Annotated in this window: 28 protein-coding genes; 16 read left to right on the top strand and 12 right to left on the bottom strand. The window is 34.3% G+C overall.

What is annotated here, in order from left to right; all coding sequences use genetic code 11:
- Position 1 precedes the first annotated feature (1 nt).
- Positions 2–1,471, bottom strand: a complete 1,470-nt coding sequence (locus ACEN2N_RS05605) for a S41 family peptidase (RefSeq protein WP_441823394.1) — start codon at positions 1,469–1,471, stop codon at positions 2–4.
- A gap of 27 nt (positions 1,472–1,498) precedes the next feature.
- The gene (locus tag ACEN2N_RS05600; RefSeq protein ID WP_441823393.1) at positions 1,499–3,031 is read right to left on the bottom strand and encodes a S41 family peptidase; all 1,533 of its coding nucleotides are present in this window, start codon (positions 3,029–3,031) and stop codon (positions 1,499–1,501) included.
- 194 nt (positions 3,032–3,225) lie between these two features.
- Between ACEN2N_RS05600 and ACEN2N_RS05595 the strand changes: the two genes are divergently transcribed.
- The 6 genes from ACEN2N_RS05595 (at position 3,226) to ACEN2N_RS05570 (ending at position 6,936) form a co-directional block, all read left to right on the top strand.
- Positions 3,226–3,735 (top strand): RNA polymerase sigma factor, encoded by a 510-nt coding sequence (locus ACEN2N_RS05595; RefSeq protein WP_441823392.1) that lies wholly within the window; start codon positions 3,226–3,228, stop codon positions 3,733–3,735.
- On the top strand, positions 3,722–4,159 hold the full coding sequence (locus ACEN2N_RS05590; RefSeq protein WP_441823391.1) for a hypothetical protein: 438 nt from the start codon (positions 3,722–3,724) through the stop codon (positions 4,157–4,159). The genes ACEN2N_RS05595 and ACEN2N_RS05590 overlap by 14 nt, the downstream gene beginning before the upstream one ends.
- A gap of 1 nt (position 4,160) precedes the next feature.
- The gene (locus ACEN2N_RS05585; protein ID WP_424000556.1) at positions 4,161–4,715 is read left to right on the top strand and encodes a DUF4252 domain-containing protein; all 555 of its coding nucleotides are present in this window, start codon (positions 4,161–4,163) and stop codon (positions 4,713–4,715) included.
- A 105-nt stretch (positions 4,716–4,820) separates the two neighbouring features.
- The gene (locus ACEN2N_RS05580) at positions 4,821–5,363 is read left to right on the top strand and encodes a DUF4252 domain-containing protein (RefSeq protein WP_441823390.1); all 543 of its coding nucleotides are present in this window, start codon (positions 4,821–4,823) and stop codon (positions 5,361–5,363) included.
- A 62-nt stretch (positions 5,364–5,425) separates the two neighbouring features.
- Positions 5,426–5,965 (top strand): DUF4252 domain-containing protein, encoded by a 540-nt coding sequence (locus tag ACEN2N_RS05575; protein WP_441823389.1) that lies wholly within the window; start codon positions 5,426–5,428, stop codon positions 5,963–5,965.
- Positions 5,966–6,126: 161 nt separating this feature from the next.
- A complete protein-coding gene (locus ACEN2N_RS05570; RefSeq protein WP_441823388.1) occupies positions 6,127–6,936 on the top strand; it encodes a mechanosensitive ion channel family protein in 810 nt (269 codons plus the stop codon).
- 64 nt (positions 6,937–7,000) lie between these two features.
- On the opposite strand, the gene ACEN2N_RS05565 is transcribed toward ACEN2N_RS05570, so the two are convergent.
- From ACEN2N_RS05565 to ACEN2N_RS05555, 3 genes are all read right to left on the bottom strand, one after another.
- Positions 7,001–7,885, bottom strand: a complete 885-nt coding sequence (locus ACEN2N_RS05565) for a mechanosensitive ion channel family protein (protein ID WP_441823387.1) — start codon at positions 7,883–7,885, stop codon at positions 7,001–7,003.
- A gap of 126 nt (positions 7,886–8,011) precedes the next feature.
- Positions 8,012–9,355, bottom strand: coding sequence for an adenylosuccinate lyase (gene purB / locus ACEN2N_RS05560; RefSeq protein ID WP_441823386.1), 1,344 nt, complete (start codon positions 9,353–9,355; stop codon positions 8,012–8,014).
- Positions 9,356–9,480: 125 nt separating this feature from the next.
- Complete coding sequence (locus tag ACEN2N_RS05555) at positions 9,481–10,047, bottom strand: adenylosuccinate lyase (protein WP_441823385.1); 567 nt, start codon at positions 10,045–10,047, stop codon at positions 9,481–9,483.
- A gap of 34 nt (positions 10,048–10,081) precedes the next feature.
- Here ACEN2N_RS05555 and ACEN2N_RS05550 point away from each other — a divergent pair, with 34 nt between their 5' ends.
- Positions 10,082–10,555 carry a heme-binding domain-containing protein gene (locus tag ACEN2N_RS05550; RefSeq protein WP_441823384.1) on the top strand — a complete coding sequence of 158 codons (474 nt, stop codon included), beginning with the start codon at positions 10,082–10,084 and terminating at the stop codon, positions 10,553–10,555.
- Here the strand turns inward: ACEN2N_RS05550 and ACEN2N_RS05545 are convergent.
- On the bottom strand, positions 10,524–11,210 hold the full coding sequence (locus tag ACEN2N_RS05545) for an SIR2 family NAD-dependent protein deacylase (protein ID WP_441823383.1): 687 nt from the start codon (positions 11,208–11,210) through the stop codon (positions 10,524–10,526). The two genes, ACEN2N_RS05550 and ACEN2N_RS05545, sit on opposite strands and share 32 nt — an antisense overlap.
- A 48-nt stretch (positions 11,211–11,258) precedes the next feature.
- Here ACEN2N_RS05545 and ACEN2N_RS05540 point away from each other — a divergent pair, with 48 nt between their 5' ends.
- From ACEN2N_RS05540 to ACEN2N_RS05530, 3 genes are read left to right on the top strand one after another with little or no spacing between them, the layout of a single operon-like run.
- Positions 11,259–11,915, top strand: coding sequence for a TrmH family RNA methyltransferase (locus ACEN2N_RS05540; protein WP_441823382.1), 657 nt, complete (start codon positions 11,259–11,261; stop codon positions 11,913–11,915).
- A 41-nt stretch (positions 11,916–11,956) separates the two neighbouring features.
- Positions 11,957–12,484 carry an SRPBCC family protein gene (locus ACEN2N_RS05535; protein WP_441823381.1) on the top strand — a complete coding sequence of 176 codons (528 nt, stop codon included), beginning with the start codon at positions 11,957–11,959 and terminating at the stop codon, positions 12,482–12,484.
- A gap of 2 nt (positions 12,485–12,486) precedes the next feature.
- A complete protein-coding gene (locus tag ACEN2N_RS05530; RefSeq protein WP_441823380.1) occupies positions 12,487–12,852 on the top strand; it encodes a VOC family protein in 366 nt (121 codons plus the stop codon).
- 14 nt (positions 12,853–12,866) lie between these two features.
- On the opposite strand, the gene ACEN2N_RS05525 is transcribed toward ACEN2N_RS05530, so the two are convergent.
- The 5 genes from ACEN2N_RS05525 to ACEN2N_RS05505 form a co-directional block, all read right to left on the bottom strand.
- Positions 12,867–14,558 (bottom strand): alpha-amylase family glycosyl hydrolase, encoded by a 1,692-nt coding sequence (locus ACEN2N_RS05525; protein ID WP_441823379.1) that lies wholly within the window; start codon positions 14,556–14,558, stop codon positions 12,867–12,869.
- A 51-nt stretch (positions 14,559–14,609) separates the two neighbouring features.
- On the bottom strand, positions 14,610–15,380 hold the full coding sequence (locus ACEN2N_RS05520) for a carboxypeptidase-like regulatory domain-containing protein (RefSeq protein WP_441823378.1): 771 nt from the start codon (positions 15,378–15,380) through the stop codon (positions 14,610–14,612).
- A 74-nt stretch (positions 15,381–15,454) separates the two neighbouring features.
- Entirely contained in the window at positions 15,455–17,314 is a 1,860-nt protein-coding gene (locus ACEN2N_RS05515) for a DEAD/DEAH box helicase (RefSeq protein ID WP_441823377.1), read from the bottom strand.
- Positions 17,315–17,472: 158 nt separating this feature from the next.
- Positions 17,473–18,117, bottom strand: coding sequence for a DUF4337 domain-containing protein (locus ACEN2N_RS05510; protein ID WP_441823376.1), 645 nt, complete (start codon positions 18,115–18,117; stop codon positions 17,473–17,475).
- On the bottom strand, positions 18,107–18,691 hold the full coding sequence (locus ACEN2N_RS05505) for a non-canonical purine NTP diphosphatase (RefSeq protein ID WP_441823375.1): 585 nt from the start codon (positions 18,689–18,691) through the stop codon (positions 18,107–18,109). Before ACEN2N_RS05505 ends, ACEN2N_RS05510 begins: the two co-directional genes overlap by 11 nt.
- Before the next feature lie 59 nt (positions 18,692–18,750).
- Between ACEN2N_RS05505 and ACEN2N_RS05500 the strand changes: the two genes are divergently transcribed.
- From ACEN2N_RS05500 to ACEN2N_RS05475, 6 genes are all read left to right on the top strand, one after another.
- A complete protein-coding gene (locus tag ACEN2N_RS05500; RefSeq protein WP_441823374.1) occupies positions 18,751–19,203 on the top strand; it encodes a methyltransferase family protein in 453 nt (150 codons plus the stop codon).
- A gap of 94 nt (positions 19,204–19,297) precedes the next feature.
- Positions 19,298–19,903 carry a SatD family protein gene (locus tag ACEN2N_RS05495; RefSeq protein WP_441823373.1) on the top strand — a complete coding sequence of 202 codons (606 nt, stop codon included), beginning with the start codon at positions 19,298–19,300 and terminating at the stop codon, positions 19,901–19,903.
- A gap of 2 nt (positions 19,904–19,905) precedes the next feature.
- Positions 19,906–20,601, top strand: a complete 696-nt coding sequence (locus ACEN2N_RS05490) for a DUF3307 domain-containing protein (RefSeq protein WP_441823372.1) — start codon at positions 19,906–19,908, stop codon at positions 20,599–20,601.
- Positions 20,602–20,609: 8 nt separating this feature from the next.
- Positions 20,610–21,401 (top strand): alpha/beta fold hydrolase, encoded by a 792-nt coding sequence (locus tag ACEN2N_RS05485; RefSeq protein ID WP_441823371.1) that lies wholly within the window; start codon positions 20,610–20,612, stop codon positions 21,399–21,401.
- 139 nt (positions 21,402–21,540) lie between these two features.
- Positions 21,541–23,433 (top strand): phosphoglycerate dehydrogenase, encoded by a 1,893-nt coding sequence (gene serA, locus ACEN2N_RS05480; protein WP_441823370.1) that lies wholly within the window; start codon positions 21,541–21,543, stop codon positions 23,431–23,433.
- Between the two features lie 172 nt (positions 23,434–23,605).
- Complete coding sequence (locus ACEN2N_RS05475) at positions 23,606–24,424, top strand: type IV pili methyl-accepting chemotaxis transducer N-terminal domain-containing protein (RefSeq protein ID WP_441823369.1); 819 nt, start codon at positions 23,606–23,608, stop codon at positions 24,422–24,424.
- Positions 24,425–24,452: 28 nt separating this feature from the next.
- Here the strand turns inward: ACEN2N_RS05475 and rlmH are convergent, their stop codons facing one another.
- Entirely contained in the window at positions 24,453–24,926 is a 474-nt protein-coding gene (rlmH, locus tag ACEN2N_RS05470; RefSeq protein WP_441823368.1) for a 23S rRNA (pseudouridine(1915)-N(3))-methyltransferase RlmH, read from the bottom strand.
- Positions 24,927–24,968 lie beyond the last annotated feature (42 nt).

Raw genomic sequence — 24,968 nt, 5'->3', positions numbered from 1 at the left:
ATTAGAACTCTAAATCGTAAACAGTGTCATCTACCATTTTATCGCTCATTAAGCTATTCTCTTTAGAGCTACTGATGATATTGATAGGGTACTTTACCGTAAAATCACGTTTACCGGTAGCAGCAGTAATCAATTCAATTGCCTTAGCTAGTAAAGGCTCGTTTTGCTCGCCTAAAATACCCAAGTTGCTATAATCTTCTTGTAAAGGATGATCAGGCACTAAACCGCTTGTAAAATCAAAGAAGCCATCAACATTTTCGTTTCTGCCAATTAGGGGTTGTATTGCCCATTGGTTATCCGGATTTATCTTATTAACTCTTGAAGGAGTATATAAGTATGAATTATCACGATCATCTACCAATGTAGTTGAGAACTCGTTTTTTCCTCTAGTTACTCCTCCAATTTGAATAACATCCATATAAGGTTCTAAACTGTTGATCAACAATTCGCTTGCCGAAGCAGAACTAGTAGAAGTAAGAACGTACAGCTTTTTTAACCCCAGTGAATTAATAGTCTGACCATTTACCTTATCGGCAAAATATACCTCTAATTGGCTATCATTAAATTGCTCTTGTAGTTTTTCATTATACCTTTTTCTTAGAAATATATCTTCGGTATTAGTACCATAGATCATACTTGCCAATAGGCGAGTTGTATTCACAGAACCACCAGGGTTGTAACGAAGATCAATTACCAAATTTGTAATTCCTGCAGATTTTAAATCTTCAACAGCTGCGTATAGGTCATCATCATATTCGTTGGTAAATTGATTGTACATGATGTATCCAATATTTTCACCGCCAATAGTGAATGACTTTGATAAAAACACAGGGTTTTCAGCCAAGCCCTCTTCTTTTGTTAATGATATTTCAATTTCATTTGGCGATATATTACCGTTATTGAAATTGGCCATATTCAAAACATAGGTATCATTAGCGCCAAAAAGTAATTCGCGGTAATTAGATAAGGTTAAAGTTTGACCATCAACACCTGTAAATAAGTCGCCTCGTTGAATTTCAACAGTAGCGGCATTCGAGTTTGGTACGATATAACGCACAAAGCCAAAAAGATCTTCGCTATCTTGAAATTGCACCAGTCCGAATTCTAGACCATTGCTTTTAGATATGCCTGCGAGAGAATTGGTAAGATCACGATAATCGTCATTGTAAAAGCTAAAACGGTCATCTATATACTGCAATTTACTCTCAAAGAAATCGCCTGGATCATCACCAGAATCTAAAAAGGCAGTGTAATCGGCTCGACCTGCTTCTGTATTTTCAAAACGGTTATCTGATAAATCGTCAACATTTGCCTGCCAGAAATACCAAAAGTTCATGGCTTTCCACATAAAATCTTGTACTTCAACATCAGCAGAACCATCTGGGTTTACTGAGTTTGGCAAGTTTAAATCATCGTCTTTTGAACACGAGAAAGAAACAAGCGCAACTAATAGTATTAATATCTTCTTCATATTTAGGGAAACTGAAATGTTTTAAATTTATTTCTTTTCAGTCACAGGAATTTTAGTGATAGGAATACTATTATTCAATAGTAGTACAGTATTTCTAGGATTATAGAGCTTAGAACTAGAAACCACATTAGCAGGTAATAATACTTCAAAATTACTTTTACCACTAACCCCTGTGATTTCTTGAATAGCTCTAGCTAACAAGGGTTCGTTTTCATTACCGAGAACACCTAAGTTGGTAATATCTTCAGGAAGTTCAATATCAGGCACTAAACCATCTACATAATCAGTAAACCCAGCACTATTTTCAACTTGACTTATAATAGGCTGTAATCCCCATTGTACATTAGGGTTTATATTTTCAACTCTCTCAGCGTCATAAACATTACCTCCTTCTGGGTCATCAACAAATAAAACCGATCCTTGATTTTTACCAACCGTAGTACCACCGATATGAACAACATTAATATAAGGTGCTAAACCAACCATTACTAACTCGCTTGCAGAAGCAGAACCTTCTGCTGCAATGATATAAACTCTATTTAAATTTAATGTATTTAAAGGAGCATTAGCATTACCATCAAAAGTACCTGTTGTACTTACAAAATAATTCTCTGTAGAGCTGCCGAACTCTGCTTGTAATTTTGCGTTATACACAGTTTTGTAAAGTAAGTCTGAAGTATTTGTGCCTTTAATTAAACTCGAAAGTACAGCAGCCGTAGAACCTCTACCGCCTGGGTTGTATCTTAAATCTAAGACCAGATCATTTACACCCTGCGCAATAAAATCGGAAAATACGGCATTTAACGCATTTTCAGAACCAGAAACAAATTGGTTGTACATTAAATATCCAATTTTTTTATCACCAGAGGTAATTACTTTACTTACGTGAATAGGGTCTTCAACCAAACCTTCAGATTTTGTCAATGTTACTTTTCTGTCACTTGGGGTTATACCACCATCTACAATTTCTGCCATATTTAAAGAATAGGTATCATTGTCACCAAAAAGTAAATCAAGGTTATTATCAGCCGGGTTTTCTCTGTTAGAAAATAAAGTCTGACCATCAACGCCAATAAATAAATCTCCTCTTTTAATATCTTGTCCTGATGCATTAGAATTTTTAACGATGTATTCAACAAAACCAAACACCTCGTCAGTACCAGAAATACGACCTAGACCAAATTGGAGTCCGTTACTTTTAGATACACCTGCAGAACTATTTACTAATTCAGTATAATCGTCACTATAAAAAGTAAATCTATCTTCAGAGAATAATAATTTATTTTCTAATAAATCTACGGGATCATCATTTTCATTTAAGTATTCATCATATGCAATTTGCGTGTCGAAACGGTCATCAGCCAAGTCTGGCACATCACCTTGCCAAAAATAGTAGAGGTTTAAAGTCTGCCAGAAAAAATTCTGTACTTCAATATCAACAATTACTTCTTCTTCTTCGGGAGTTTCAATTACTTCTTCTTCAATAACAGTATCATCATCATTATTACAAGAGGTAATAACAAATCCAAGACAAAGGAGGGACAAGAAAATTTTTTTCATAGCTTATTTTTAATTTTAAATAATTTTCAAGATAATACATGGAACATACGACTAAATAAGTACGTATATAATTAGTATAAGGATGTTAAAGTTACTTACAAGTATTTTAATTAAAAATTTATTGTAACAAAAATCGTTGTACTTCGTCTTCTTTTTGTAGACCGATATGAAAGTTTACAAACAGCCAAACCAAAATGAAACAAACGGAGTTTTTAAATATTGTGTTGCCTTTTAAGGATAAGCTGTTCCGTCTGGCCAAAAGATTATTGGTGTCAACAGAAGAGGCTGAAGATGCCACGCAAGAGATTCTTATTAAATTATGGTCCAAGAAAAATAAAATGGAATCGTATAATAATGTAGAAGCGTTTGCGATGACAATGACAAAGAACTTTTGTTTAGATAGATTAAAATCTAAACAAGCGGGTAATTTAAAATTGGTACACAGTAATTATACAGACTCAAGTACATCGTTGCAAGGTGAATTAGAGGCAAAGGATAGCATAAATTGGGTAGAACGCATAATGGCAGAATTGCCCGAGCAACAAAAAATGGTATTACAATTGCGTGATGTAGAACAATATGAATATGAAGAAATAGAAAAATTATTAGATATGAAACCTACAGCCATACGGGTAGCCTTATCTAGAGCTAGAAAAACCGTACGGGAAAAATTAATGGAAAAGCATAATTATGGAATTGCATAACATAGAAAAATTAATAGAAAAGTATTTTGAAGCGACCACTACGGTTGCTGAAGAAGAAACACTTAGGACCTACTTCGCCAATGAAGATGTTGCACCTCATTTAGAACAGCATGCGCCTTTGTTCAATTACTTTTCAAAAGCAAAAGAAGAACGCTTTACAAAGCCAGTGCCATTAAAACCTAGAAGAAATTATTTGAAATGGGTATCTGTTGCGGCAATAGCAGTCTTTATGGTCGGGCTTTATTTTTATCAGCCTACACCACCTCCTGTTACTTTAGCAGATGAGTATACACCAGAGGAAATAGAATCTGCAAAAGAGGCTTTGGCCTTATTAGCAATGAATTTTAATAAAGGTACAGAGCAACTGTATCATTTAGAAGAATTTGAAAAAACAACGAATAAATTTTTAACGAAAAATAATTAAGATGAAAAAGATACTAGTATTAACACTTATGGTTTTAGCCCCTGTAATTATCAATGCTCAAGATATATTTGAAAAGTATGAAGATAATGATAAGGTAACCTTTGTGGCTATGCAGCCAAAAATGTTTCAGATGTTGGGTAAAATGAGCGTAAGTTCAGATGACCCAGAAGCTAAAGAATTTTTTGAATTGGTGAACTCCATTACCAGTTTTAAGGTTATTACCACCGAAGATGCAGCTATTTCTAAAGATGTAGACAAGTGGGTTACCAATCGTTTAAGTAGCTCTTCTTTTGAAGAACTTATGAGAGTGCGTGATGGTAGCTCTAACGTGAAGTTTTACGTAAAGGAAGGTAAAGATAGCGACCATGTAAAAGAACTTTTAATGTTCGTAACCGGTTTAAAGGATAAAGACATAGATATTGATGGTAGAAAACTTGAAACCGTTTTATTGTCATTAACAGGAGATATTAATCTACGTTCCGTATCAAAATTGACCGAAAAAATGGATCTGCCAGGTGGCGATCAATTGGGTAAAGCATCTAAAAAAGGAAATTAATCAAAATAGCTTGCATTGAACTTAATAGGTTCAATGCAAGTTGAGTATTCATCAATTCATCAATCGCCTTTCCTAATTAAAGGCAAGGCACTAAAAACAACAATCATGAGAAAAGTAGCAGTAGTAATTTTAATGGCAATTTTACCCTTATTTGGTTTTTCACAATCTGTATTTGACAAATATGAGAATATGGATAATGTAGGATCGGTAATAGTTAACAAAGGTATGATCGACCTGGTTTCTAAATTAGGTAGCATGAGCGACGATGCCGAGGCGAAAGAATTTATGGAAGTAGCCAGCGGACTCAAAAATGTAAAGGTGTTCATGACCGAAGATGCTTCGGTTTCTGCAGATATGACGTCAACGGTAAAGAAATACCTTAAATCTTCTAAGTTAGAAGAATTGATGCGTGTAAAAGATAAAGATGTAAACGTAAAATTTTACGTTAGAGATGGCTCAAAGAAAGACCATGTGTCAGAGTTATTAATGTTTGTTAGTGGTTTAGGCGATATCGAAGTAGGTCATAGCGGACGAAAGCTTGAAACGGTTCTAGTCAGCCTTACCGGTGATATTGACTTGAATAAAATAGGTACTTTGACCAATAAAATGGATTTGCCTAAGGAACTAAATAAGGCATCAGGTAAATAATACAGTATACAAAAAGACCTTTTGAGAAAACGGAAGGTCTTTTTTAAATAAAACAACATATTATGAAAAAAGCATATTGGTTAATGATGTTGGTAATAGGTTTTACCATATCATCATGCTCTTCAGAGCAGAGTTTGCAAGAGTATTATATCGCAAGCGCACAAAATCCTAATTTTATGTCCTTCGATTTACCTTCTAGTCTTTTGAATTTAGAAAAGGCAAATTTGACCCAAACAGAAATAGAGGCAGCCTCTTCACTTAAAAAGTTGAATATACTGGCATTTCAAAAGAAATCTGAAAACGAAGCAGATTATCAGATTCAAAAAGCTGCTATTAAATCGATTCTGAAAGATGATGACTATAGTGAACTTATGAAAATAAACACTTCTTTGGGTAAGGCAACTTTGCAGTTAAAGGGTGATGATGATACCATAGATGAGTTAATAATTTATGGCGATAATGATGAAAAAGGACTTATCCTTGTTCGAGTATTAGGTGATGATATGAACCCAGCTAGTTTTGTTCAATTAATTCAAGCCATGGAAAAATCCGATTTTGAAGGTAAAGGATTAGAAAAACTTGGAGATTTGCTGAAAGGATAAATTTTTATTATAACTATTTTATATACAGCCCACTACCTAATTGTAGTGGGTTTTTTATTAGGTTGAAATTTGATTGTGTGAATTATTAATGTGACCATTCGAGAAAAAGGGTGTCATAAGAAGTGAGTACATTATATAAACAACCTAAAAAACATTTTAAAATGGAGAGCGCACAAGTTTGGATTGACAAAGGAATTGAATTTGCTATGGAATTTGGTCCAAAAATTATTGGAGCAATACTAATATACATTATTGGTTCTTGGGTAATAAAAAAACTGATTGGTGTAGCAAACAAAGGCATGACCAAACAAGAGTATGATGAATCGCTGAAGAAGTTTCTGCTGAATTTAGCAAAATGGGCACTTACAATATTTCTGATTATCACGGTTATTTCAACTTTAGGGGTTGAGACAACAAGTTTTGCAGCGGTAATTGCAGCAGCTGGTTTAGCCATCGGTTTAGCATTACAAGGTTCTCTTTCTAATTTCGCCGGTGGTGTGCTACTTATTATATTCAAGCCTTATAAAATTGGCGATTTGATAGAAGCTCAAGGGGTATTGGGTAATGTAAAAGAGATTGAGATTTTTACAACTAAATTGATAACACCAGAAAATAAATTGGCGATTGTGCCTAATGGTGCTATGGCAAACGGTAACATAGTAAATTATACTGCAGAAGGTAAAATAAGAGTTGATACTACAGTTGGTGTAGCTTATGATTCTGACTTGCAAAAAACGAAAGATGTGTTGTTGGCAATGTTAAAATCAAACCCTTTAGTGTTACAAGATCCAGCACCTTCAGTAAATGTATCTGAATTGGCAGATAGCTCTGTAAACCTTGCAGTGCGTCCTTTCTGTAAGCCAGAAGATTTTTGGGATGTTTACTTCGCAACAATTGAAGGAACTAAGAAAGCGTTGGATGGTGCAGGTATTGAAATTCCTTACCCACACGAAGTTCAAATCAATAAATAATATTAAGTCTGGTATGTTAGTAAAAAGCCCGTTGAACTTGTTCAGCGGGCTTTTTTAGTTTGTACTAAGACTGCTTGGCAATCTGCAAATTATTTTTTCCGAAATCTAATGTTCTGATTGGGAATGGAATATTGATATCACGTTCATCAAAATGTTTCTTGATAATTTTAATTGCTTTGTGTCTTGCGGTATGCTCTTGTTTTACATTAACACAATCTGCCCAGAAGCGAACCATAAAATTAATAGAACTATCGCCATATTCGGTAAAAAAGAATTCTACCGATTCATCATCATTCTGCTTAAAATTATCGGCAATAATTTTTATGGTTAAATCTTCGACCATTTGCAGGTCACTTTCATAACCAACACCACAATTCACAAAAATTCTGTTTCTATTATTTAAAGAGTAATTGGTGAATGAACCATCAATGAATTTAGAGTTTGGTATAACTACCACGTTATTATCAGGTTTTTTAAGGATGATGTTTCGTAAACTAATTTCAGTAACAAAACCCGAAACCCCATCAGCAGAAATAAAATCATTGATTTTAAGCTGGGGCATAAACGAAAGAATTAGTCCGCCAAAGGTATTACTTAGAGTTCCCTGTAAAGCTAAACCAACTGCTAAACCAACAACACCCGCACCAGCTAATATACTTGTCAAAACCTTATCTAGATCTAAAACACCTAGGGCAATAAAAAATCCGATTAAGATAACCGCCACAAAAATGACTTTAGCAATGATCTCTTGAATAGATACTTGAGATATTTTTCTAAGAATGGTTCGTTTAAGTATTTTACGTATTCCTCGAGCCAGAAGGTAAAATAAGAACATTACCAAAACTGCCATGGCTAAATTGGGTAATTTTAAGATGATAGCTTCTAACCAACCATCAAGTTTATCCCATATATTACTTACCGATTCTTCAACTGAGAAGTTTGTTTGCATATGTTTTTAGATTTGTATTTAAGCTGAATATATATGATATAAGCCGTAATCTAAAATGCATATCGCTCGAAACGGGCGATATAATGTATATGAACAAAAGAAAAGTTTTAATGCATTAAAACTGCCCTAAATACCAGTATAATTACTAGGTGATATTTGTTTCAATTCTTTTTTAATATCATCAGATACTTCTAAAGTATCGATAAAATTGGAAATAGAATCTTTATTGATTTTCTCGTTAGTACGAGTAAGTCCTTTTAGAGCTTCGTAAGGGTTTGGGTAACTTTCGCGTCTTAATATAGTCTGAATAGCTTCCGCAACAACAGCCCAGTTATTTTCCAAATCTTGCTCAAACTTCACTTTGTTTAAAAGCAGTTTGTTTAGTCCTTTCAAAGTAGATTGAATTGCGATAATAGTATGTGCAAATGGTACACCTACGTTTCTAAGAACCGTACTATCAGTTAAATCTCTCTGTAATCTAGAAACAGGTAGCTTCGCGGATAAATGTTCAAAAATTGCATTAGCAAGACCAAGGTTTCCTTCAGAATTTTCAAAATCTATAGGGTTAACTTTATGTGGCATCGCTGATGAACCAATCTCACCTGCTTTAATTTTTTGTTTGAAATAGTCCATTGATACGTATGTCCAAAAATCGCGATCAAGGTCTAATATAATAGTATTGATGCGTTTAAGACCATCGAACAAAGCTGCTAAGTGATCATAATGCTCAATCTGCGTTGTTGGAAATGAATGTTGAAGACCTAATTTCTCTTGAACGAACTGTTTACCAAAAGCTCGCCAATCTATCGAAGGGTAAGCTACTACATGTGCGTTAAAGTTACCTGTAGCGCCACCAAATTTTGCTGCACTTGGTATATCGTTCAATAAATTGAACTGTTCTTTTAAACGAACAACGAAAACTAAAATTTCTTTTCCTAAGCGGGTAGGGGAAGCGGGCTGACCATGGGTTCTTGCCAACATTGGTATGTCTGCCCATTCTAAGGTCAATACATCTAATTTTTCAAGTAGTTCAAAATATTGAGGAACATAAACATCGTTCATTGCTTCTTTAATAGAAAGCGGAATCGCAGTATTGTTAATGTCTTGTGATGTTAATCCGAAATGGATAAACTCTTTGTATTGCGATAAATTTAAAGCATCGAAAGCTTTTTTTATAAAGTATTCAACCGCCTTAACATCATGATTGGTAGTTCTCTCAATCTCTTTTATTTCTTCGGCATCTTCAGTAGAAAAATCAAGATAAATTTTTCTAAGGGTATCAAACTTTGATGTATCGAAAGAAGAAAGTTGCTTCAAAGGAATTTCACAAAGTGCAATAAAGTACTCTATTTCTACTCTAACCCTATATTTTATTAGTGCTTCTTCAGAAAAGTACGCAGATAAAGATTTGGTTTTAGAGCTATAACGACCGTCAATAGGTGAAATGGCATTTAGTGCATTAAGAGACATAATGATTGGTTAAATTAATAAGGGGCAAATATACCTAATCGTATCAAAGTTTAAAACCATAAGTGCTTTAAGTTATGTTCAAATACATTGATTTAATGAACAATTATCGAAGGTTCTTAAATGCGTTACTTTTTTTCAAGAACTTTTAAAGTCATTCTGGCTCTTGCTTTGTATGCAGCACTGCCGCTTTGGTAGTTTTGCTTTAGTATTTGCTGTAATTCTGGATGGATCCAACTTATTGTTCTACCAATTAAAAGAAGGGTAGTCATTGAATATGCTTTCGGGGCAACTTTATAATTACCGATAAGCCAATCAAAAGCAACTTCGGTAATACCATTTAAGTGATATTTGGTTAATTTTTGGATTGATTTAACTGACTTTTTTGAAAATTGGTTGAGTACCAATAATTGACAAATTTTTGAAGCCGGGCGTACAGACGATTCTAGTGAAATATATTTTAGTGAATCAATGAATACATCAATATGTATTAAAATATAATGCAAATTTATTTTGGCAACACTTTCTAAAACCCAACCAGCCTTACATGATATGGGGACTTTATCTTCTTTAATTATCTCAATAAGAATAGGAACTAAATACGGATTGTCTTCAATTTTTGAAGCCATTTTATTGCGGTTATCTCTTGAGGCACTTACATATTTCAATGCCTCATAAAGTTCTTCCTTAGTCATAAAATTGTATCTTTATTCTTCATTTCCCCCAAATATGAAATTACTAAAAAAAATTAGCCTAGCAGTTGTAGTTGTGCTTGTTGGTATGCAATTTTTCAGCCCTACAAAAAACATATCACCAGGTAGTCATACAGAAGTATTTATAAAAGAAACAAATCCTTCAACAGAGCTAAAAACCATTTTCGAAAATTCTTGTTATGATTGCCATAGCAATAACACCGAATACCCGTGGTATAATAATATTGCGCCCATTTCTTACCTTCTGGCTGACCATGTAAAGGAGGGTAAAAAACATTTAAATTTTTCTGAATGGCAGGGGTATTCTTTACGTAAGAAAGATCGGTTGTTAGAAGAAATTGAAGAAATAGTAATTGATGGTAATATGCCTTTAAACCAATATACATTTTTTCATAACGACACTGAGCTTACCCCAAACGAAGTGAACAAGCTGGTAGAGTGGGTTAGACAGACTAGAATTATTTATCAATTAGGGAAGCAACCAAAGTAGGCAAACCGTCAACCGCATTTTGCGTGATTATCGTTAAATTGCTTTTGTAAGATTCATTAATAAATGGTTTAGGATCAATAAAATATATGGGTGTACCGCTATGTACAAAATTTATTAAACCTGCTGCAGGATATACCTGCATCGATGTACCGACAATAATTAAATAATCTGCTTTTTCTGTTATAGCTATTGCATCTTCTAGATGAGGAACTGCCTCGCCGAACCAAACGATATGTGGTCTAAGTTGAAATCCGTTTTTACAGGTGTCACCAAGTAAAATATCTTGCGTGCACGCAAAAATATCTTCTGCTGAAGAAATGCTTCTAGCTTTCAATAATTCGCCATGTAGGTGAAGAATATTCGAGCTACCGGCACGTTCATGAAGGTCATCAACGTTTTGGGTGATGATATGAACATTGTAGTGCGCTTCTAAATCAACCAGCGCTTTATGTGCCGCATTAGGTTTAACCGTTAAAAGTTGTCTTCTTCTTTGGTTATAAAACTCTAAGACCAATGCCGGGTTGTTGTCAAAACCTTCTGGTGTGGCAACTTCCATGACGTCATGCCCTTCCCATAATCCATTAGCATCTCTAAAAGTTTTTAATCCGCTTTCGGCAGAAATTCCGGCACCAGTTAATACGACTATATTTTTCATGAGGTCTTAATAATAGGCATAAAAATATACTTTTCTTATCTTGTGCGCATGATTGATTTGAAGCTTTTAGCGTATTTAGAAGAATTTATTTCAGAAAATAGAAAACAGCGATTTAATGAAATATTGGCTCAGCGAACTAACTATTTAACGGTCGCCGTTGAAGATGTCTTTCAAATGCATAATACAAGTGCAGTGGTAAGGAGTTGTGAATCTTTCGGTGTACAGACTGCGCATTTGATAGAGGATAGAAACGGACAACATTTAGATGAGGAAATTGCCATGGGCGCGCAGAAATGGGTAGATATAAAACGGTATCAAAATTCAAAACAAGTAATTGATTCGTTACGAGAAAAAGGATATAAAATTGTAGCTACCAGTCCGCATGCAGATAGTTCGCTTTTACAAGATTTTAATCTAGATGGTAAAACAGCTTTGTTTTTTGGTACGGAGAAAAATGGATTAAGCGATTATGTTCTAGAAAACTCAGATGCCTATTTGAAAATACCCATGGTAGGTTTTACGGAAAGTCTTAATATTTCTGTTTCAGCAGCAATTATACTTCAGCATTTGACAACAAAATTAAAAGCTTCAGAAATAGTATGGAAATTAACCGATGAAGAAATATTTGAAAGACGATTAGATTGGACAAAAAAGTCAATAAAGAGTATCGATGAAATTTTAGAAAGATATAAGTCTGATAATTAAATTTTGCTTAACTTGTTATTTAACAGCTAATTGACCAGCCCATGTACATTGTTTTTATAATTATTGCAGTAGTAATTGTTTTGATAACTATTCTAGCTCTAATTGCACCAAAAACCTATGAGGTTTCGAGGAGTATCGAATTAGAGCATGCACCAGAAAAAGTTTGGGAGCATTTAAAGTTTTTAAAAAAGCAACAAGAATGGTCTCCTTGGGCTAAAAAAGACCCCAATATGAAACTTACTTTTACGGGTGTCGATGGTGAAGTAGGTGCTACAAGCCATTGGAACGGAAATAAAGATGTGGGTGCGGGAGAACAAGAAATTACTAGAATAAATGAAGGTAAGCGCATAGAACAAGATTTACGGTTCTTAAAACCTTACAAGTCGCAATCTGATTGTTATATGACTCTTGAAAAGTTAGAAGGAAATAAAAGCAAAGTGACATGGGGTTTCGCTGGAAAGAACAAATTTCCTATGAGTATTATGATGCTTTTTATGTCAATGGATAAAATGGTTGGTAAAGACTTTGAACAAGGATTACAGAATCTTAAACATAATTTAAATAGTTAGTTATGATAGCATGGTATGAAATACCCGTTGCAAATATGGAGCGAGCACAGAAGTTCTATGAATCTATTTTAGATGTAACCATTACAGTGAACAATTTCGGAGAATTTGTAATGGGTCTATTCCCAGACAAACAGACTTTGGGTCAGGCTAATGGTGCTTTGGTACAGCATGACCAATATGTTCCTAGTTTAACAACTGGAGTATTGGTTTATTTAGCATGTGACGATGCAGCTATAGTTTTGGGTAAAGTTCATGCCGCAGGCGGACAAGTATTACAGCCAAAAACCGAAATAGGTGACGGACACGGATTTATGGGACTTTTAAAAGATACCGAAGGCAATAGAATTGCGGTACATTCAAATGCCTGATTGTCTATTAGCTTTTACTGAGTCAGTTCAAGTAATACAACATCATAATCGTTATCTAAAAACACCATATTTTTGTTGACTGTTACTTCAGTTTCAGAAAAGTGATCGTATAATTTTGTGCCATCGCCAAAAATACCCTTTACAGAAATAGATTTTTTCCCTTTAGGGGCGTCTAAAGCGATAACTACTTTATCTACAAAATCATCTTTACTAAAGTATCTGCTAAATACATATGGTGCTTTTGAAATCCTCTTATGAATACCAGCACCTATAGATGGGTGGTCATTTCTAAAAGTTCCTAATTTCTGCCAATAGGCTAAGGTTTCTTTTGTTTTTGGTAGGCTGTCTAGCTCTTTCCAATTCATGAACGATCTTAATGTAGCGTCACCTTGCGTACCTTCAATAACTAGACTACGCGCTGTTTCGTCACCATAATAAATTTGTGATGCACCAGGGGTCAATAGCAATACATTTGCTGCCCTTTTAGGGTTTGTTCTTTCTTGGTCGAAAGGTTGACCATCATCATGAGATGTAAGATAGTTTAAAACGCTTTTATCATTGAAAGTGGTATGCAGTAGTTTGCTATATTTGGTAAAAACAGTATCGTAGTCACTATTGGCATCAGTCTTTAATTCGAAATTGATAAGACTTTTAAATCCGTTATCGAAATAGTTTATTTTTTTATCTCCTAGATCAAATTCTTGTCCGCCAGAAATTCCGTAGTTATATACTTCCCCGACCATGTAAAAAGGGTTTTCATCTAATATTTTTGTCGCATTTTTCTTTTTCCAAAGTTCGAAAGCAGCAGAAGCCTCTTTGTACAGTTCTGCCCACGAGTTTTCATTGGCATGTTTAACAGTATCGACTCTAAAACCATCAACGCCATATTTATGAACGTAATCGGTTAGCCATTTAATGATGTAAAATCTCGGAGCTCTTGGGTAACCGGTACGGTCAAAAAACAGTTCAAGCTCATCTAATTCTTCGCTAAGTCTACCTTCAGTTTTCCATTTTGCCAAAAGCGTGTCAGGCAAATTAACTGCGGCATCAGATTCGGTTAATATATCTGGAAGATTCGCAACTAATGTGCACGCTGTAGTATTCTCGTAGGTAGTAAATTCGCAAGTAGGGGAGGTACGTACCCATTCTGCCGGCCATACAGGATCTTTTTCAGTGATAGGGCCTGTGTGGTTAAGAACAACATCGAGTACAATTCGAATACCGTTCTTGTGAGCAGTTTCAATTAAAGTTTCTAAGTCTTCATCGGTACCAAAGTTAGGGTCAAGGGCTGTCCAGTCTTTTGCCCAATACCCATGATAGCCATATGTATTGCCAGTACCCTCATCTGTGGCACCATGTATCTGTTCAATAACCGGAGTGAACCAAATGGCATTTACACCAAGGTCTGTAAAATAGCCATCTTTGATTTTATCTGTAATACCTTGAATATCTCCACCTAAAAAACCTCTGAGTTCACCTGTTTCCTCATCACGCTCAAAATTTAGATCGTTGTCGGTATTTCCATTATTAAAACGGTCGGTAAGTAGAAAATAAACGGTAGCAGCTTCCCATTGAAAATTAGGGTTCTTTTTAGTTATTTCAACAGAATCTTCAACTACTGCAATAGATTCGGAATTTTCTTTTGCCTTTGGTTGACATGAGATTAAAGCTATCGAGAATAGACCTAATAAAAATACGTTTTTCATTTCCCTGTTATTTGCAATAAAACTATAACAAGGATTCCGTTTTAAAAAATATTATTTCTTTCTATTCAAAACTTTGTACTCTTCATAACAGCTGCTAATAGCGTCAAGTATCTGAAGGTCATTGGCTGTGGTGATAAAAGATTTAGAATAATTGCAGTTATTTAAAATGTCTTGAATATCGACTTTTTCTAATTGCAAGAACTCTGTTAAAGTTTCTCTGTCAAACTTAGAGGCAAGAAGATTACGAATATCTTCATCTTCTCTCATTTGTCTGAGCTTACGCATTTGTGCAGGTTTCTTACCAAAAAGGTTTCGTAGTAAATCTGCCGGGTTTAGAATAGCCCCTAAAACTTTAGTTACCGCACTTGGGTTTTTGTTACCGCCTTCATAGCTCACGCCTAAGCCCGATATACTATATTGATAAGCATTGTTTATAGGAAGGTTTTTTACGTCGATTTCTAAGTAGCCAGTAAGCTGATATGGTCTAACAATAACTTCTTCTAGGGCATATGCAAGTTCAGTTAATGCAATTTCGGTATCCTTAAATTTGAACATATCGTTAGTTACCCTAATTTTCTGAGATTTAAAACCTAGAAATGAGAAGTAAAGAGTGTCGTTTACCGCTGCGGTAATTGAAAATTCACCTTTTTCATTGGTAATTGTTCCAAAAACTTGGTTTAGGTTAACAACGTGTACGCTCTCAAGAGGTTCGTCAGATTGAGCATTGACTACAACAGCACTTAGGCGTTGACCTTCTTCTGTTTCTTGAGAGAAACCCATTAATGAAAATAAAATAAGTGTAAGCGATAGTAAATATTTCATTGTAATGACAGCGTAATTAAGTTGCAAACAAAACAAAAAAAATACGCCGAAGCGTATTTTTAATATACAATTAACTAAAAGAAATCTCCCTTTCTTTTGGTTGTACGTCTTTTTCCTGAGTTGGGTGAGCTTGATTCGCTACGGTCGCGTCTTCGTCCTTTAGACTCAGAGCTACCTTCTTTTCTTCCTCTTCCGCCGCGGTCATCATCTCTTCTTCCGCCACCGCTACTTCTTTTTCCTTTAAAGCCTCCGCCGCCAAAGCCGCTTCCGCCGCTTCTGCGATTTCCGCCACCGCCACCACCGGGGTTTTTAGAAACTTCTACATTAACAAATCTACCGTCAACTTTAAATTCAGTAAATTTTTCTAGAATCTGTTGTGTAACTTCCGCTTCGGTATTAAAGAAAGAAAAACTTTCTTTAACATCAACCTTAAATACATCTTCTTGTCCTAAACCTACAGTATCTCTAATGAAATCTTTCAAGGTCATCCAATCATAACCGTCTCTTTCACCAACATTTACAAAGTAACGAACTGCACCACTTGTTGGTATTTCGCCACCTCTTCTGTTGTCACTTCCGTCATCACTTCTTTCTCTATTTCTGCCACTGTCAGAAGAATTTAAATCTTTTGACTTGTTATAGTAATTAGAGAACCTTGTAAATTCAACAGAAACTATTTTCTTGATCAATTCTTCGCGGTCTATTCCTTCAAGAACATCATTAATAGCAGGTAAATATCCATCTACATCCTCATTAATTTTTGTATCCTTTATTTTATTTGCTAAGTGGTATAATTGAATCTCGCAAATTTCGATTCCTGACGGAATTTGTTTTGCAATAAACTTCTGGTTGATCTTATTCTCAATAGCTTTAATCTTACGTTGTTCGCTACGTGTAATAATAACCATAGAAATACCAGATTTACCAGCTCTACCAGTTCTACCGCTACGGTGTGTGTATGTTTCAATTTCGTCAGGTAATTGGTAATTGATAACATGTGTAATATCATCAACATCAATACCACGTGCAGCAACATCAGTAGCCACAAGCATTTGAATTTGTCTTTTTCTAAAAGAGTTCATTACCAAATCTCGTTGGTTTTGACTCAAATCTCCATGTAACGCTCCTGCATTATAACCATCTTCGATTAAACTTTCGGCAACCTTTTGTGTATCGCGTTTTGTTCTACAAAAAATAACTGAAAATATATCAGGGTTAGTATCTGCCAATCTCTTTAAGGCAGGGTAACGGTCTCTACCGCCAACAACATAATATTCATGTTGTACAGTTGATGCTCCAGAGTTTTTAGCTCCCACAGTTATTTCTTGTGGAGAATGCATGAATTTTTTTGCAATAACAGCCACTTCTTTTGGCATAGTTGCAGAGAACAACCATGTAGATTTTTCATTTGGCGTACCAGAAAGAATATCTTTAATATCTTCCATAAAGCCCATGTTCAGCATTTCATCTGCCTCATCTAGAATACAATAGTCTATATTCGAAATATCGACAAGACGTCTACTTATCATATCTTTCATACGACCAGGTGTAGCCACAATAATTTGTGCACCTTTTTTAATCTGTCTTGCTTGGTCTGTAATACTTGCACCACCATAAATGGCAACAACATTAATATTACGTTCGTATTTTGAATACGCTTGCATTTCTTTCGTAATCTGTAAGCACAGTTCACGAGTAGGCGATAAGATCAAACCCTGTGTGGTTCTACTATCGCTATCAATTTTTTGAATTAATGGGAATCCGAATGCGGCAGTTTTACCAGTACCTGTTTGCGCTAGCGCAACTAAGTCGGTTTCACTTTCCAATAAAATAGGGATTGCTTTTTCTTGTACTTCTGAAGGGGTTTCAAAACCCAAATCAGTAATAGCATCTAATAAGGACTTTTGCAGTCCTAGAGCTTCAAACTTTGTCATAAAATGTTATACTAAATCGCAAATATGAATGTTGCATAGAGCGATTATCGTATATAACCTATTTAGACTCAGCGCAACACATGCTATACTAGCGGCGTTAATTAAGCGGCAAAGGTACTGCTAATAATTGAATCAGTATAATTTATTATTAAGTTATACTACGGAGCCAGTGTATACCCATATATAGATAGGAAAGTAGCGATAATACCAAAGATAATCATGAGCACAATTAGGCCTTTTTGAAGGGTCGGACTATCATATATAATGATACAAACGGCGCCAAGTACAATACAGATTTGATAAAATAGTAGCGCATAGTCAAATTTCTTGGTGGCATAATCATAGGTTTTGGTTAATTGTTCCCATTCCTTCACTCCGGTAATAATACCCATTTTGCCTTCGATATCTTGCACCCAGTTTTCTTTACCTACTTTTTCAGATCCTAATAGAATTTCTGTTTTTTCAGATTCGTATTTTACTATTTTTTCTCTAACATCAGTCATCTTTTGTTCTATGACCGGTCTATTTTCTTCTGTGACCATGCCACTTTCAATTAAAGCACCTAAATAGTCAAGTTCACTTTCTTTTAAACTTTCTTTAATACTTTTCGATTGATACCAATTTGAATAGCTAACAACATTATTGTGTGCAATCATCATCTCTTCCTCTAATTCGCCATTGACCATTTGCGATATGGCCATTAAAGCTGCGAATAGGGCAATTAGAACACCGCCAATAGCTTCTGCTCTTTCTGATGCAACTGATACGACTACTGTTTCGCCGTTGTCTTTTTTATTTAACATGGATACTATTTAAATAGGTAATCAATTTTTTAAATGCTAGCGCTCTGTGGCTTATTTCGTTCTTTATCGATAAAGGTAGTTGCGCAAATGTTTCGTTATAACCATTAGGTTTAAAGATTGGGTCATACCCAAAACCATGCGCTCCTTTTTTTGCTTCTGTAATCTCACCATGAATTTTACCATCAAATATATGGGTTTTACCATTTAAGTTTAAGGCGATTACGGTATTGAAGTAAGCATTTCTATCTTGTTGGTCGTTTAAATTAGCCAAGAGTTTATCCATGTTGGCGTTAGCGTCATTTTCAGGTCCTGCATATCTTGCAGAGTATACGCCTGGATCACCGTTTAGAGAATCAACAATTAAGCCTGTGTCATCTGCAAAGCAAGGTAGTTGATAGGTATCGGTTATAAAATCGGCTTTTATTTTCGCGTTACCTTCTAGGGTGTTTGCCGTTTCGGGTATATCGGTAGTGCAACCGATCATATCTAAACTAACAAGTTCGATATATGATGGTACCAATTGCTGAATCTCTTTTAATTTATTGGGGTTATGGGTAGCGAATACAAGCTTCATTAAAATAATTTGAAATCTAGTTTGTCAATTTACATCATCAAATGTAGTAATTTTATAAAATGGAGTTAAAAGTACCACCGGCTTTAGTGTTTTTATGTTTCGGAATGATAATGTACCTGTTGGCAGAATTTTTGCCGATTGGTTATTTTGATTTTTATGGAAGAATGTTGCTCGCTAAAATTTTAGTAGGTCTTGGAATTTTAATAGCACTTTGGGCACTTTTTCAATTTAATAGTGCAAAAACTACCATAGACCCTACAAAACCAGATAAAGCTTCTAATTTAGTGGTTGGCGGAATATTTAAATTTTCTCGAAATCCCATGTATTTTGCACTGCTTCTTATATTGTTGGCTTTAGGTGTTTTTTTAGGAAATGCTTTCAACACGCTGATTGCTGCAGGGTTTGTTGGGTATATGAATCGGTTTCAAATTATACCCGAAGAACGAATTCTGTTAGAGAAATTCGGGCGTTCCTTTAAAGATTATTGTATCTTAACAAGGCGTTGGTTTTAAGTATGCTTCTTATAATATTGATAAATAGACTTATAAATACAAATATTAATTAATTAGCTTATAAATACGTATATTAGCGTTTTAACTAATAATTATGATAGCTATAATAACAGGTGACATTATTAATTCTGAAAATCATCCTAGCTCGCAATGGATTGATTTATTGAAGAATTACTTTAATCAGTTTGGGGCATCACCAATGAATTGGGAGATTTATCGTGGAGATGAATTTCAATTAAAGGTTACCGAGAAAAATGCTTTGTTTACTGCTATCCGAATAAAAGCAATGCTTAAAACCATAAAAGGTTTAGACGTAAGAATGGGTATTGGCATTGGTTTAGAAACATATGTTGGTACAGGAGTAACAGAATCTAATGGTCCCGCATATCAACGATCGGGCCGCAATTTTGAAACTCTTAAAGAAAGCAAAGTCAACCTTAGTATAGCTACGGGAAACACTGATCATGATCGTACCTTAAATTTAATGCTGCGTTTAGCTTTAGATTTTATGGATGATTGGAGTGTTGTTTCAGCAGAAATAGTAACATTGTCGCTAGATTACCCGCATTATTCACAAAAAGAAATTGCACAACAATTAGGTATAAAACAGTCTGCCGTTAGTCAACGTTTAAAAAGAGCTCGATTAGATTTGGTTTTAGATGTATTATCATATTATAAAGAATTAATTACCAGTAAATAAATATGTTGATTTTTATAAAACTAGTATTGGCTCATTTAATCGGAGACTTCGTTTTACAGCCAACAAGGTGGGTTCTTCACAAACAATCGAATAAGATAACGTCTAAATTTTTATACGTACATGTACTATTGCATTTTTCTTTGTACATGCTGTTTTTATGGGATCTAAGCTTATGGAAAATTGCTTTGGTAGTTACTGTAGCGCATTTTGGTATAGATGTGCTAAAACTATACATGAATACATTATTTAAGAATAAAAGCATTCCGTTTTTTATAGATCAGCTATTGCATATATTGGTTATTTACAGTTGTGCTTTTTACACAGATTTATACGAACATACCTTATTGTTATTTGAAAATTTAGATTGGTATTTGGTAACGGCAATTGTTTTTGTTACCTATCCGGCGGCAATTATAATGGGAATGATTTTAGAAGGCATGTCCACTCAAATCGAAACAGATCATAAATCGCTCCCAAATGCAGGTAAGTACATAGGTATTATTGAACGCCTTTTTGTTTTGATTTTTATAGTAATCGGTAGGTGGGAAGTTATTGGTCTTTTAATAGCCGCAAAATCTGTTTTTAGGTTCAATGATCTTAAAGAGCGTAATAATAGAAAACTAACAGAGTATATATTAATTGGTACTCTGGTGAGTTTTGGGCTGGCAATACTAGCGGGTCTTCTATACATATCTTAAATAAAAGCATGATGTCATCAAAGTATATTTTATTCTGTTTATTGATGATAGCCTTTTCTAAAACAGCTAGTTCTCAATCAAGTAAATTCGAATCTTTTGATGGTGTGCAAATTGCTTATACCGATGAGGGTAGTGGAGATGTGGTATTATTGTTACACGGATTTATAAATTCTAGAAAATCTTGGGATAAAACGGCTTTAAAAAAAGACTTAATCGCTGCCGGATATCGAGTAATTATTCCCGATTTACGTGGTAATGGAGATTCGGATAAACCTCAAAATGAAAAAGCGTATCAAGACAATTCCGAAGTAAAAGATGTGCTTTTTTTAATAAATCATCTAAATATTGAGAAGTATAAAGCCGTTGGTTATTCAAGAGGTAGTATTGTTTTGGCAAAATTACTTACTGAAGACAATCGTATAGATAAAGCGGTATTAGGTGGTATGGGCATTGATTTTACCAATGCCGATTGGGATCGGAGAATTATGTTTGCAAAAGCCTTTAATGGCGATATAAACGAGGAAACCAAAGGTGCGGTAGACTATGCTAAATCAATAAATGCAGATTTACGATCATTACATTTACAGCAAAAATATCAACCAGTAAGTTCTATAAGTGATTTAAATAAAATAGCCATTAATGTAATGGTAATTTGTGGAGATCAAGATACGGACAACGGTAATTCGCAAGAATTAAGCGATGCTTTTAAAAATGGGATATTAAAAATAGTACCTGGGGATCATAACGGTACATATAAGACGCTAGATTTCTCATTAGCCGCTCTTCAATTTTTAGATTAAGAGCTAGTTAATTTGTCAATTTACATCATAACGTAAGCTTTTTGTTTTATTTCCAAGATATCATATATCAGGATAAATTAAATTTTTACTTTTGCTACTTATTTTAACGACAAAAATTCCTATCCAAACCAAAAAAATAATGGTAGAAGTAAGTAGAAAATACGTTTTTGATTTTGATAGTACGTTAACCAGGGTAGAGGCATTAGATGTTCTTGCAGAAATGACTTTAGAAGGAAGATCAAATAAAGATGAAGTAATTAAAGAAATACAGAAAATCACCAATTTAGGTATAGACGGTGATATTTCGTTTACAGAATCTTTAGAGCGTAGAATTAAACTATTAAATGCAAAGAAAGAGGATTTAGATGGATTGGTTGAAAATCTGAGAAATAAGATATCAAAATCTATAGCTGCCAACAAAGAATTTTTTGAGAAGTATGCAGATGATATTTATGTAATATCCTGCGGATTTAAAGAGTTTATTGATCCTATTGTAAAAGAATACAATATACCATCTGATCGAGTGTATGCAAATACGTTTAAATTCGACGAAGAAGGAAATATCATCGGTTTCGATGAAAAAAATGTGTTATCTCAGCATAACGGCAAAATTGATTGCCTAAAGCAAATGAATTTGGACGGCGAAGTTCAGGTGATTGGAGATGGTTACAGTGATTATGTCATGCGCGAAGCAGGTATCGCACATAAGTTTTTTGCATATACCGAAAACGTGCATAGAGAAAAGGCCGCAAGTAATGCGGATTATGTTACACCAAGTTTAGATGAATTTTTATTTGTGAACAAGTTGCCAAGAAATATCTCGTACCCAAAGAATAGAATTAAGGTTCTATTATTAGAAAATGTGCACACTGCTGCATTTGATAATCTATCAGAAGATGGTTTTTCTGTAGAATTAATAAAAAATAGCTTATCTGAAGAAGAGCTGATCGAAAAAATTAAGGGCGTTCACGTTCTTGGTATTCGTTCTAAAACCCAGGTAACAGAAACTGTTTTAGCAGCAGCCGATAAATTATTGGTTGTTGGTGCTTTTTGCATAGGTACCACTCAAATCGATTTAGAGTCTGCTAAAAAGAAAGGTGTTGTAGTCTTTAATGCTCCTTATAGCAATACAAGGTCAGTGGTAGAATTGGCTATCGGTGAAATAATAATGCTAATGAGAAGTGTATTTGATCGTAGTAGAGAAATACATAGTGGTCAATGGCAAAAAACAGCTGCAGGATCGAGAGAAGTCCGCGGTAAAAATTTAGGTATCGTTGGTTATGGTAATATTGGTAAGCAATTATCGGTATTGGCAGAAGCAATGGGTATGCGTGTTTATTACTATGACGTAGATGATAAATTAGCTTTAGGTAATGCTGTAAAATGTAGTACGCTAGAAGATTTATTGAATGTGTCTGATGTGGTTACTTTACATATTGATGATAATAAAGCAAACAAAAACTTCATTGGTGAACGCGAAATAAAGCAAATGAAGAAAGGCGCTATGTTAATTAACCTTTCAAGAGGCTTTGTAGTTGATATCGACGCACTAGCAGAAGGTTTAAAAGATGGTCATATTGGTGGTGCTGCAGTAGATGTTTATCCAGATGAGCCAGCTAGTAATGGTGATTTTCAAACAAAATTACAAGGTTTTGCCAATGTAATACTTACTCCGCATGTTGGTGGTAGTACAGAAGAGGCACAGCGCGATATTGCAGATTTTGTTCCTAATAAAATTATGGATTATATCAATTCAGGAAATACGGTCGATGCAGTAAACTTCCCGAATATTCGTTTGCCAAAACAGAATAAATCGCATAGATTTTTACACATACATAAGAACGTACCAGGTATTATGGCTAAAATCAATAAGGTGTTAGCAGAGTACGAGCTGAATATCAACAGCCAATATTTGTCTACAGATAACGAAGTTGGTTATGTAATTACAGATTTGGATAAAGAGTATAATAAAGAAGTATTAAAGGCGCTAAAAAAAGTAGAAAATACAATTAAATTTAGAGTGCTTTATTAAATGATAATTAAGCGATTACACTTATAAAAATATAGAATCGTTTTAGTACAAAAATGCAAGTTGAAAAACTTGCATTTTTTTTGTTCATTTTTTTGACATTCGTGACAACATTTTTAGTTCTACAATGTTATAGTTAAAGTGCATTTTAAATTTGTAGGAAATATCTTTAATTATGTTTAAAAAGATTTTATCTAAATTAAAATCTGGTAAAAGTTTCAACAACTATTATCTGTTGGTTTTTACGGTAATTGTATTGACCATTGTAATACAATCAATAATACAGTATTCATTAGCTAGACAGCGACAAGATGCGTTGAGAATTAATGTAGCTGGTCGGCAGAGAATGTTGTCGCAATCGATCGTAAAAAATGTTTACGAGTGTAAATATGGTACATGCGATTATGGACAATTGCGTTTGGCGATGACCAAATTTACAAATGCAAATATAGCTTTACAAGAAGGAAACGATGCAACTGGAATTCCGATATTAGATAATGAAGAAATTCAAAAAAACTTTAATAAAATACAACCTCATATTAATTTCATTTTAGAATCTATTGATGATTTTAATCAACTAGGTTCGGTAGATTTGAAAAAATTATCAGCAGAGGCAGATTTGTTTTTAGTGACTATGGATACTATAGTAGGTCAATTTCAAAAAGCATCAGAAGAAGATATTAAAACACTTATGATAATTGAGTTAGAGCTTGCGGTTTTTTCATTGTTAATTTTAATTTTCGAGATTTTCTTTTTCATAAATCCATCCATAAAAAAGATGGCAATTCAAAATCAGAAATTAAAAGAAATTGCTTGGCATCAAACATATGCTTTCAATTCTCACATGAAGAATATCAAGAATTACAATCACGTACTTAAGATTGAAAAAAATGTGGAGCATAAAGAAGAGCTCATCTCCTTTCTTATGAAAGAACTTACCGATTTAGAAGGTGTATCTGATAATATGGTAAAATCTCTCGAGAAGCAAGCGTAGAATGCTTAAAACCCCCGATTGTATTATTTTACTGATGGTGGTAGGGTTCGTTTTTTAAAATGGTATACCCTCTATAAATTTGCTCGGTTATAAAAAGGCGTACCATTTGGTGAGAAAAGGTCATTTTAGAGAGGCTTATTTTTCCAGAAGCCTTAGCATAAATTTCATTACTAAATCCGTAAGGTCCTCCAATTAAAAAAACTAATTGCTTAATACCAGAGTTCATCTTCTTTTGTAAAAAGCTAGAGAATTCAATCGAGGTATACTGTTTTCCTTTTTCATCGAAAAGAATTAAAACATCTGTAGGTGCTAGTCTCTTAAGAATAAGTTCGCCTTCTTTATCTTTTTGCTGATCTTCAGATAAATTTTTAGTTTTCTTTAAATCGGGTATCAATTCAATTTCAAAATTGACATAATGCTGTAATCTTTTTTGATAAACTTCGATGAGTTCTTTTAGTTGAGAGCTATCAGTTTTGCCAATTGCTAAAAGTTTTATAGTCATATGCCAAAAGTAAATCAAATTCGCAAATGGATTTGTAAATTA

Source organism: Maribacter spongiicola, assembly GCF_052119685.1.
Lineage (GTDB): Bacteria > Bacteroidota > Bacteroidia > Flavobacteriales > Flavobacteriaceae > Maribacter > Maribacter spongiicola_A.
Note: the sequence above shows the minus strand (reverse complement) of the source record. Positions and strands in the feature narration are given on the sequence as shown.

What these genes read in the sequence shown, in the direction of transcription:
- ACEN2N_RS05510 (WP_441823376.1), bottom strand. Translation starts at nt 18,117, where the DNA reads ATGTTAAATAAAAAAGACAACGGCGAAACAGTAGTCGTATCAGTTGCA.
- serA (WP_441823370.1), top strand. Translation starts at nt 21,541, where the DNA reads ATGGTAGAAGTAAGTAGAAAATACGTTTTTGATTTTGATAGTACGTTA.
- ACEN2N_RS05585 (WP_424000556.1), top strand. Translation starts at nt 4,161, where the DNA reads ATGAAAAAGATACTAGTATTAACACTTATGGTTTTAGCCCCTGTAATT.
- ACEN2N_RS05500 (WP_441823374.1), top strand. Translation starts at nt 18,751, where the DNA reads ATGGAGTTAAAAGTACCACCGGCTTTAGTGTTTTTATGTTTCGGAATG.
- ACEN2N_RS05530 (WP_441823380.1), top strand. Translation starts at nt 12,487, where the DNA reads ATGATAGCATGGTATGAAATACCCGTTGCAAATATGGAGCGAGCACAG.
- ACEN2N_RS05565 (WP_441823387.1), bottom strand. Translation starts at nt 7,885, where the DNA reads ATGCAAACAAACTTCTCAGTTGAAGAATCGGTAAGTAATATATGGGAT.
- ACEN2N_RS05485 (WP_441823371.1), top strand. Translation starts at nt 20,610, where the DNA reads ATGATGTCATCAAAGTATATTTTATTCTGTTTATTGATGATAGCCTTT.
- rlmH (WP_441823368.1), bottom strand. Translation starts at nt 24,926, where the DNA reads ATGACTATAAAACTTTTAGCAATTGGCAAAACTGATAGCTCTCAACTA.
- ACEN2N_RS05590 (WP_441823391.1), top strand. Translation starts at nt 3,722, where the DNA reads ATGGAATTGCATAACATAGAAAAATTAATAGAAAAGTATTTTGAAGCG.
- ACEN2N_RS05550 (WP_441823384.1), top strand. Translation starts at nt 10,082, where the DNA reads ATGAAATTACTAAAAAAAATTAGCCTAGCAGTTGTAGTTGTGCTTGTT.
- ACEN2N_RS05540 (WP_441823382.1), top strand. Translation starts at nt 11,259, where the DNA reads ATGATTGATTTGAAGCTTTTAGCGTATTTAGAAGAATTTATTTCAGAA.
- ACEN2N_RS05515 (WP_441823377.1), bottom strand. Translation starts at nt 17,314, where the DNA reads ATGACAAAGTTTGAAGCTCTAGGACTGCAAAAGTCCTTATTAGATGCT.
- ACEN2N_RS05505 (WP_441823375.1), bottom strand. Translation starts at nt 18,691, where the DNA reads ATGAAGCTTGTATTCGCTACCCATAACCCCAATAAATTAAAAGAGATT.
- ACEN2N_RS05580 (WP_441823390.1), top strand. Translation starts at nt 4,821, where the DNA reads ATGAGAAAAGTAGCAGTAGTAATTTTAATGGCAATTTTACCCTTATTT.
- ACEN2N_RS05545 (WP_441823383.1), bottom strand. Translation starts at nt 11,210, where the DNA reads ATGAAAAATATAGTCGTATTAACTGGTGCCGGAATTTCTGCCGAAAGC.
- ACEN2N_RS05600 (WP_441823393.1), bottom strand. Translation starts at nt 3,031, where the DNA reads ATGAAAAAAATTTTCTTGTCCCTCCTTTGTCTTGGATTTGTTATTACC.
- ACEN2N_RS05475 (WP_441823369.1), top strand. Translation starts at nt 23,606, where the DNA reads ATGTTTAAAAAGATTTTATCTAAATTAAAATCTGGTAAAAGTTTCAAC.
- ACEN2N_RS05605 (WP_441823394.1), bottom strand. Translation starts at nt 1,471, where the DNA reads ATGAAGAAGATATTAATACTATTAGTTGCGCTTGTTTCTTTCTCGTGT.
- ACEN2N_RS05575 (WP_441823389.1), top strand. Translation starts at nt 5,426, where the DNA reads ATGAAAAAAGCATATTGGTTAATGATGTTGGTAATAGGTTTTACCATA.
- purB (WP_441823386.1), bottom strand. Translation starts at nt 9,355, where the DNA reads ATGTCTCTTAATGCACTAAATGCCATTTCACCTATTGACGGTCGTTAT.
- ACEN2N_RS05570 (WP_441823388.1), top strand. Translation starts at nt 6,127, where the DNA reads ATGGAGAGCGCACAAGTTTGGATTGACAAAGGAATTGAATTTGCTATG.
- ACEN2N_RS05490 (WP_441823372.1), top strand. Translation starts at nt 19,906, where the DNA reads ATGTTGATTTTTATAAAACTAGTATTGGCTCATTTAATCGGAGACTTC.
- ACEN2N_RS05520 (WP_441823378.1), bottom strand. Translation starts at nt 15,380, where the DNA reads ATGAAATATTTACTATCGCTTACACTTATTTTATTTTCATTAATGGGT.
- ACEN2N_RS05525 (WP_441823379.1), bottom strand. Translation starts at nt 14,558, where the DNA reads ATGAAAAACGTATTTTTATTAGGTCTATTCTCGATAGCTTTAATCTCA.
- ACEN2N_RS05555 (WP_441823385.1), bottom strand. Translation starts at nt 10,047, where the DNA reads ATGACTAAGGAAGAACTTTATGAGGCATTGAAATATGTAAGTGCCTCA.
- ACEN2N_RS05495 (WP_441823373.1), top strand. Translation starts at nt 19,298, where the DNA reads ATGATAGCTATAATAACAGGTGACATTATTAATTCTGAAAATCATCCT.
- ACEN2N_RS05595 (WP_441823392.1), top strand. Translation starts at nt 3,226, where the DNA reads ATGAAACAAACGGAGTTTTTAAATATTGTGTTGCCTTTTAAGGATAAG.
- ACEN2N_RS05535 (WP_441823381.1), top strand. Translation starts at nt 11,957, where the DNA reads ATGTACATTGTTTTTATAATTATTGCAGTAGTAATTGTTTTGATAACT.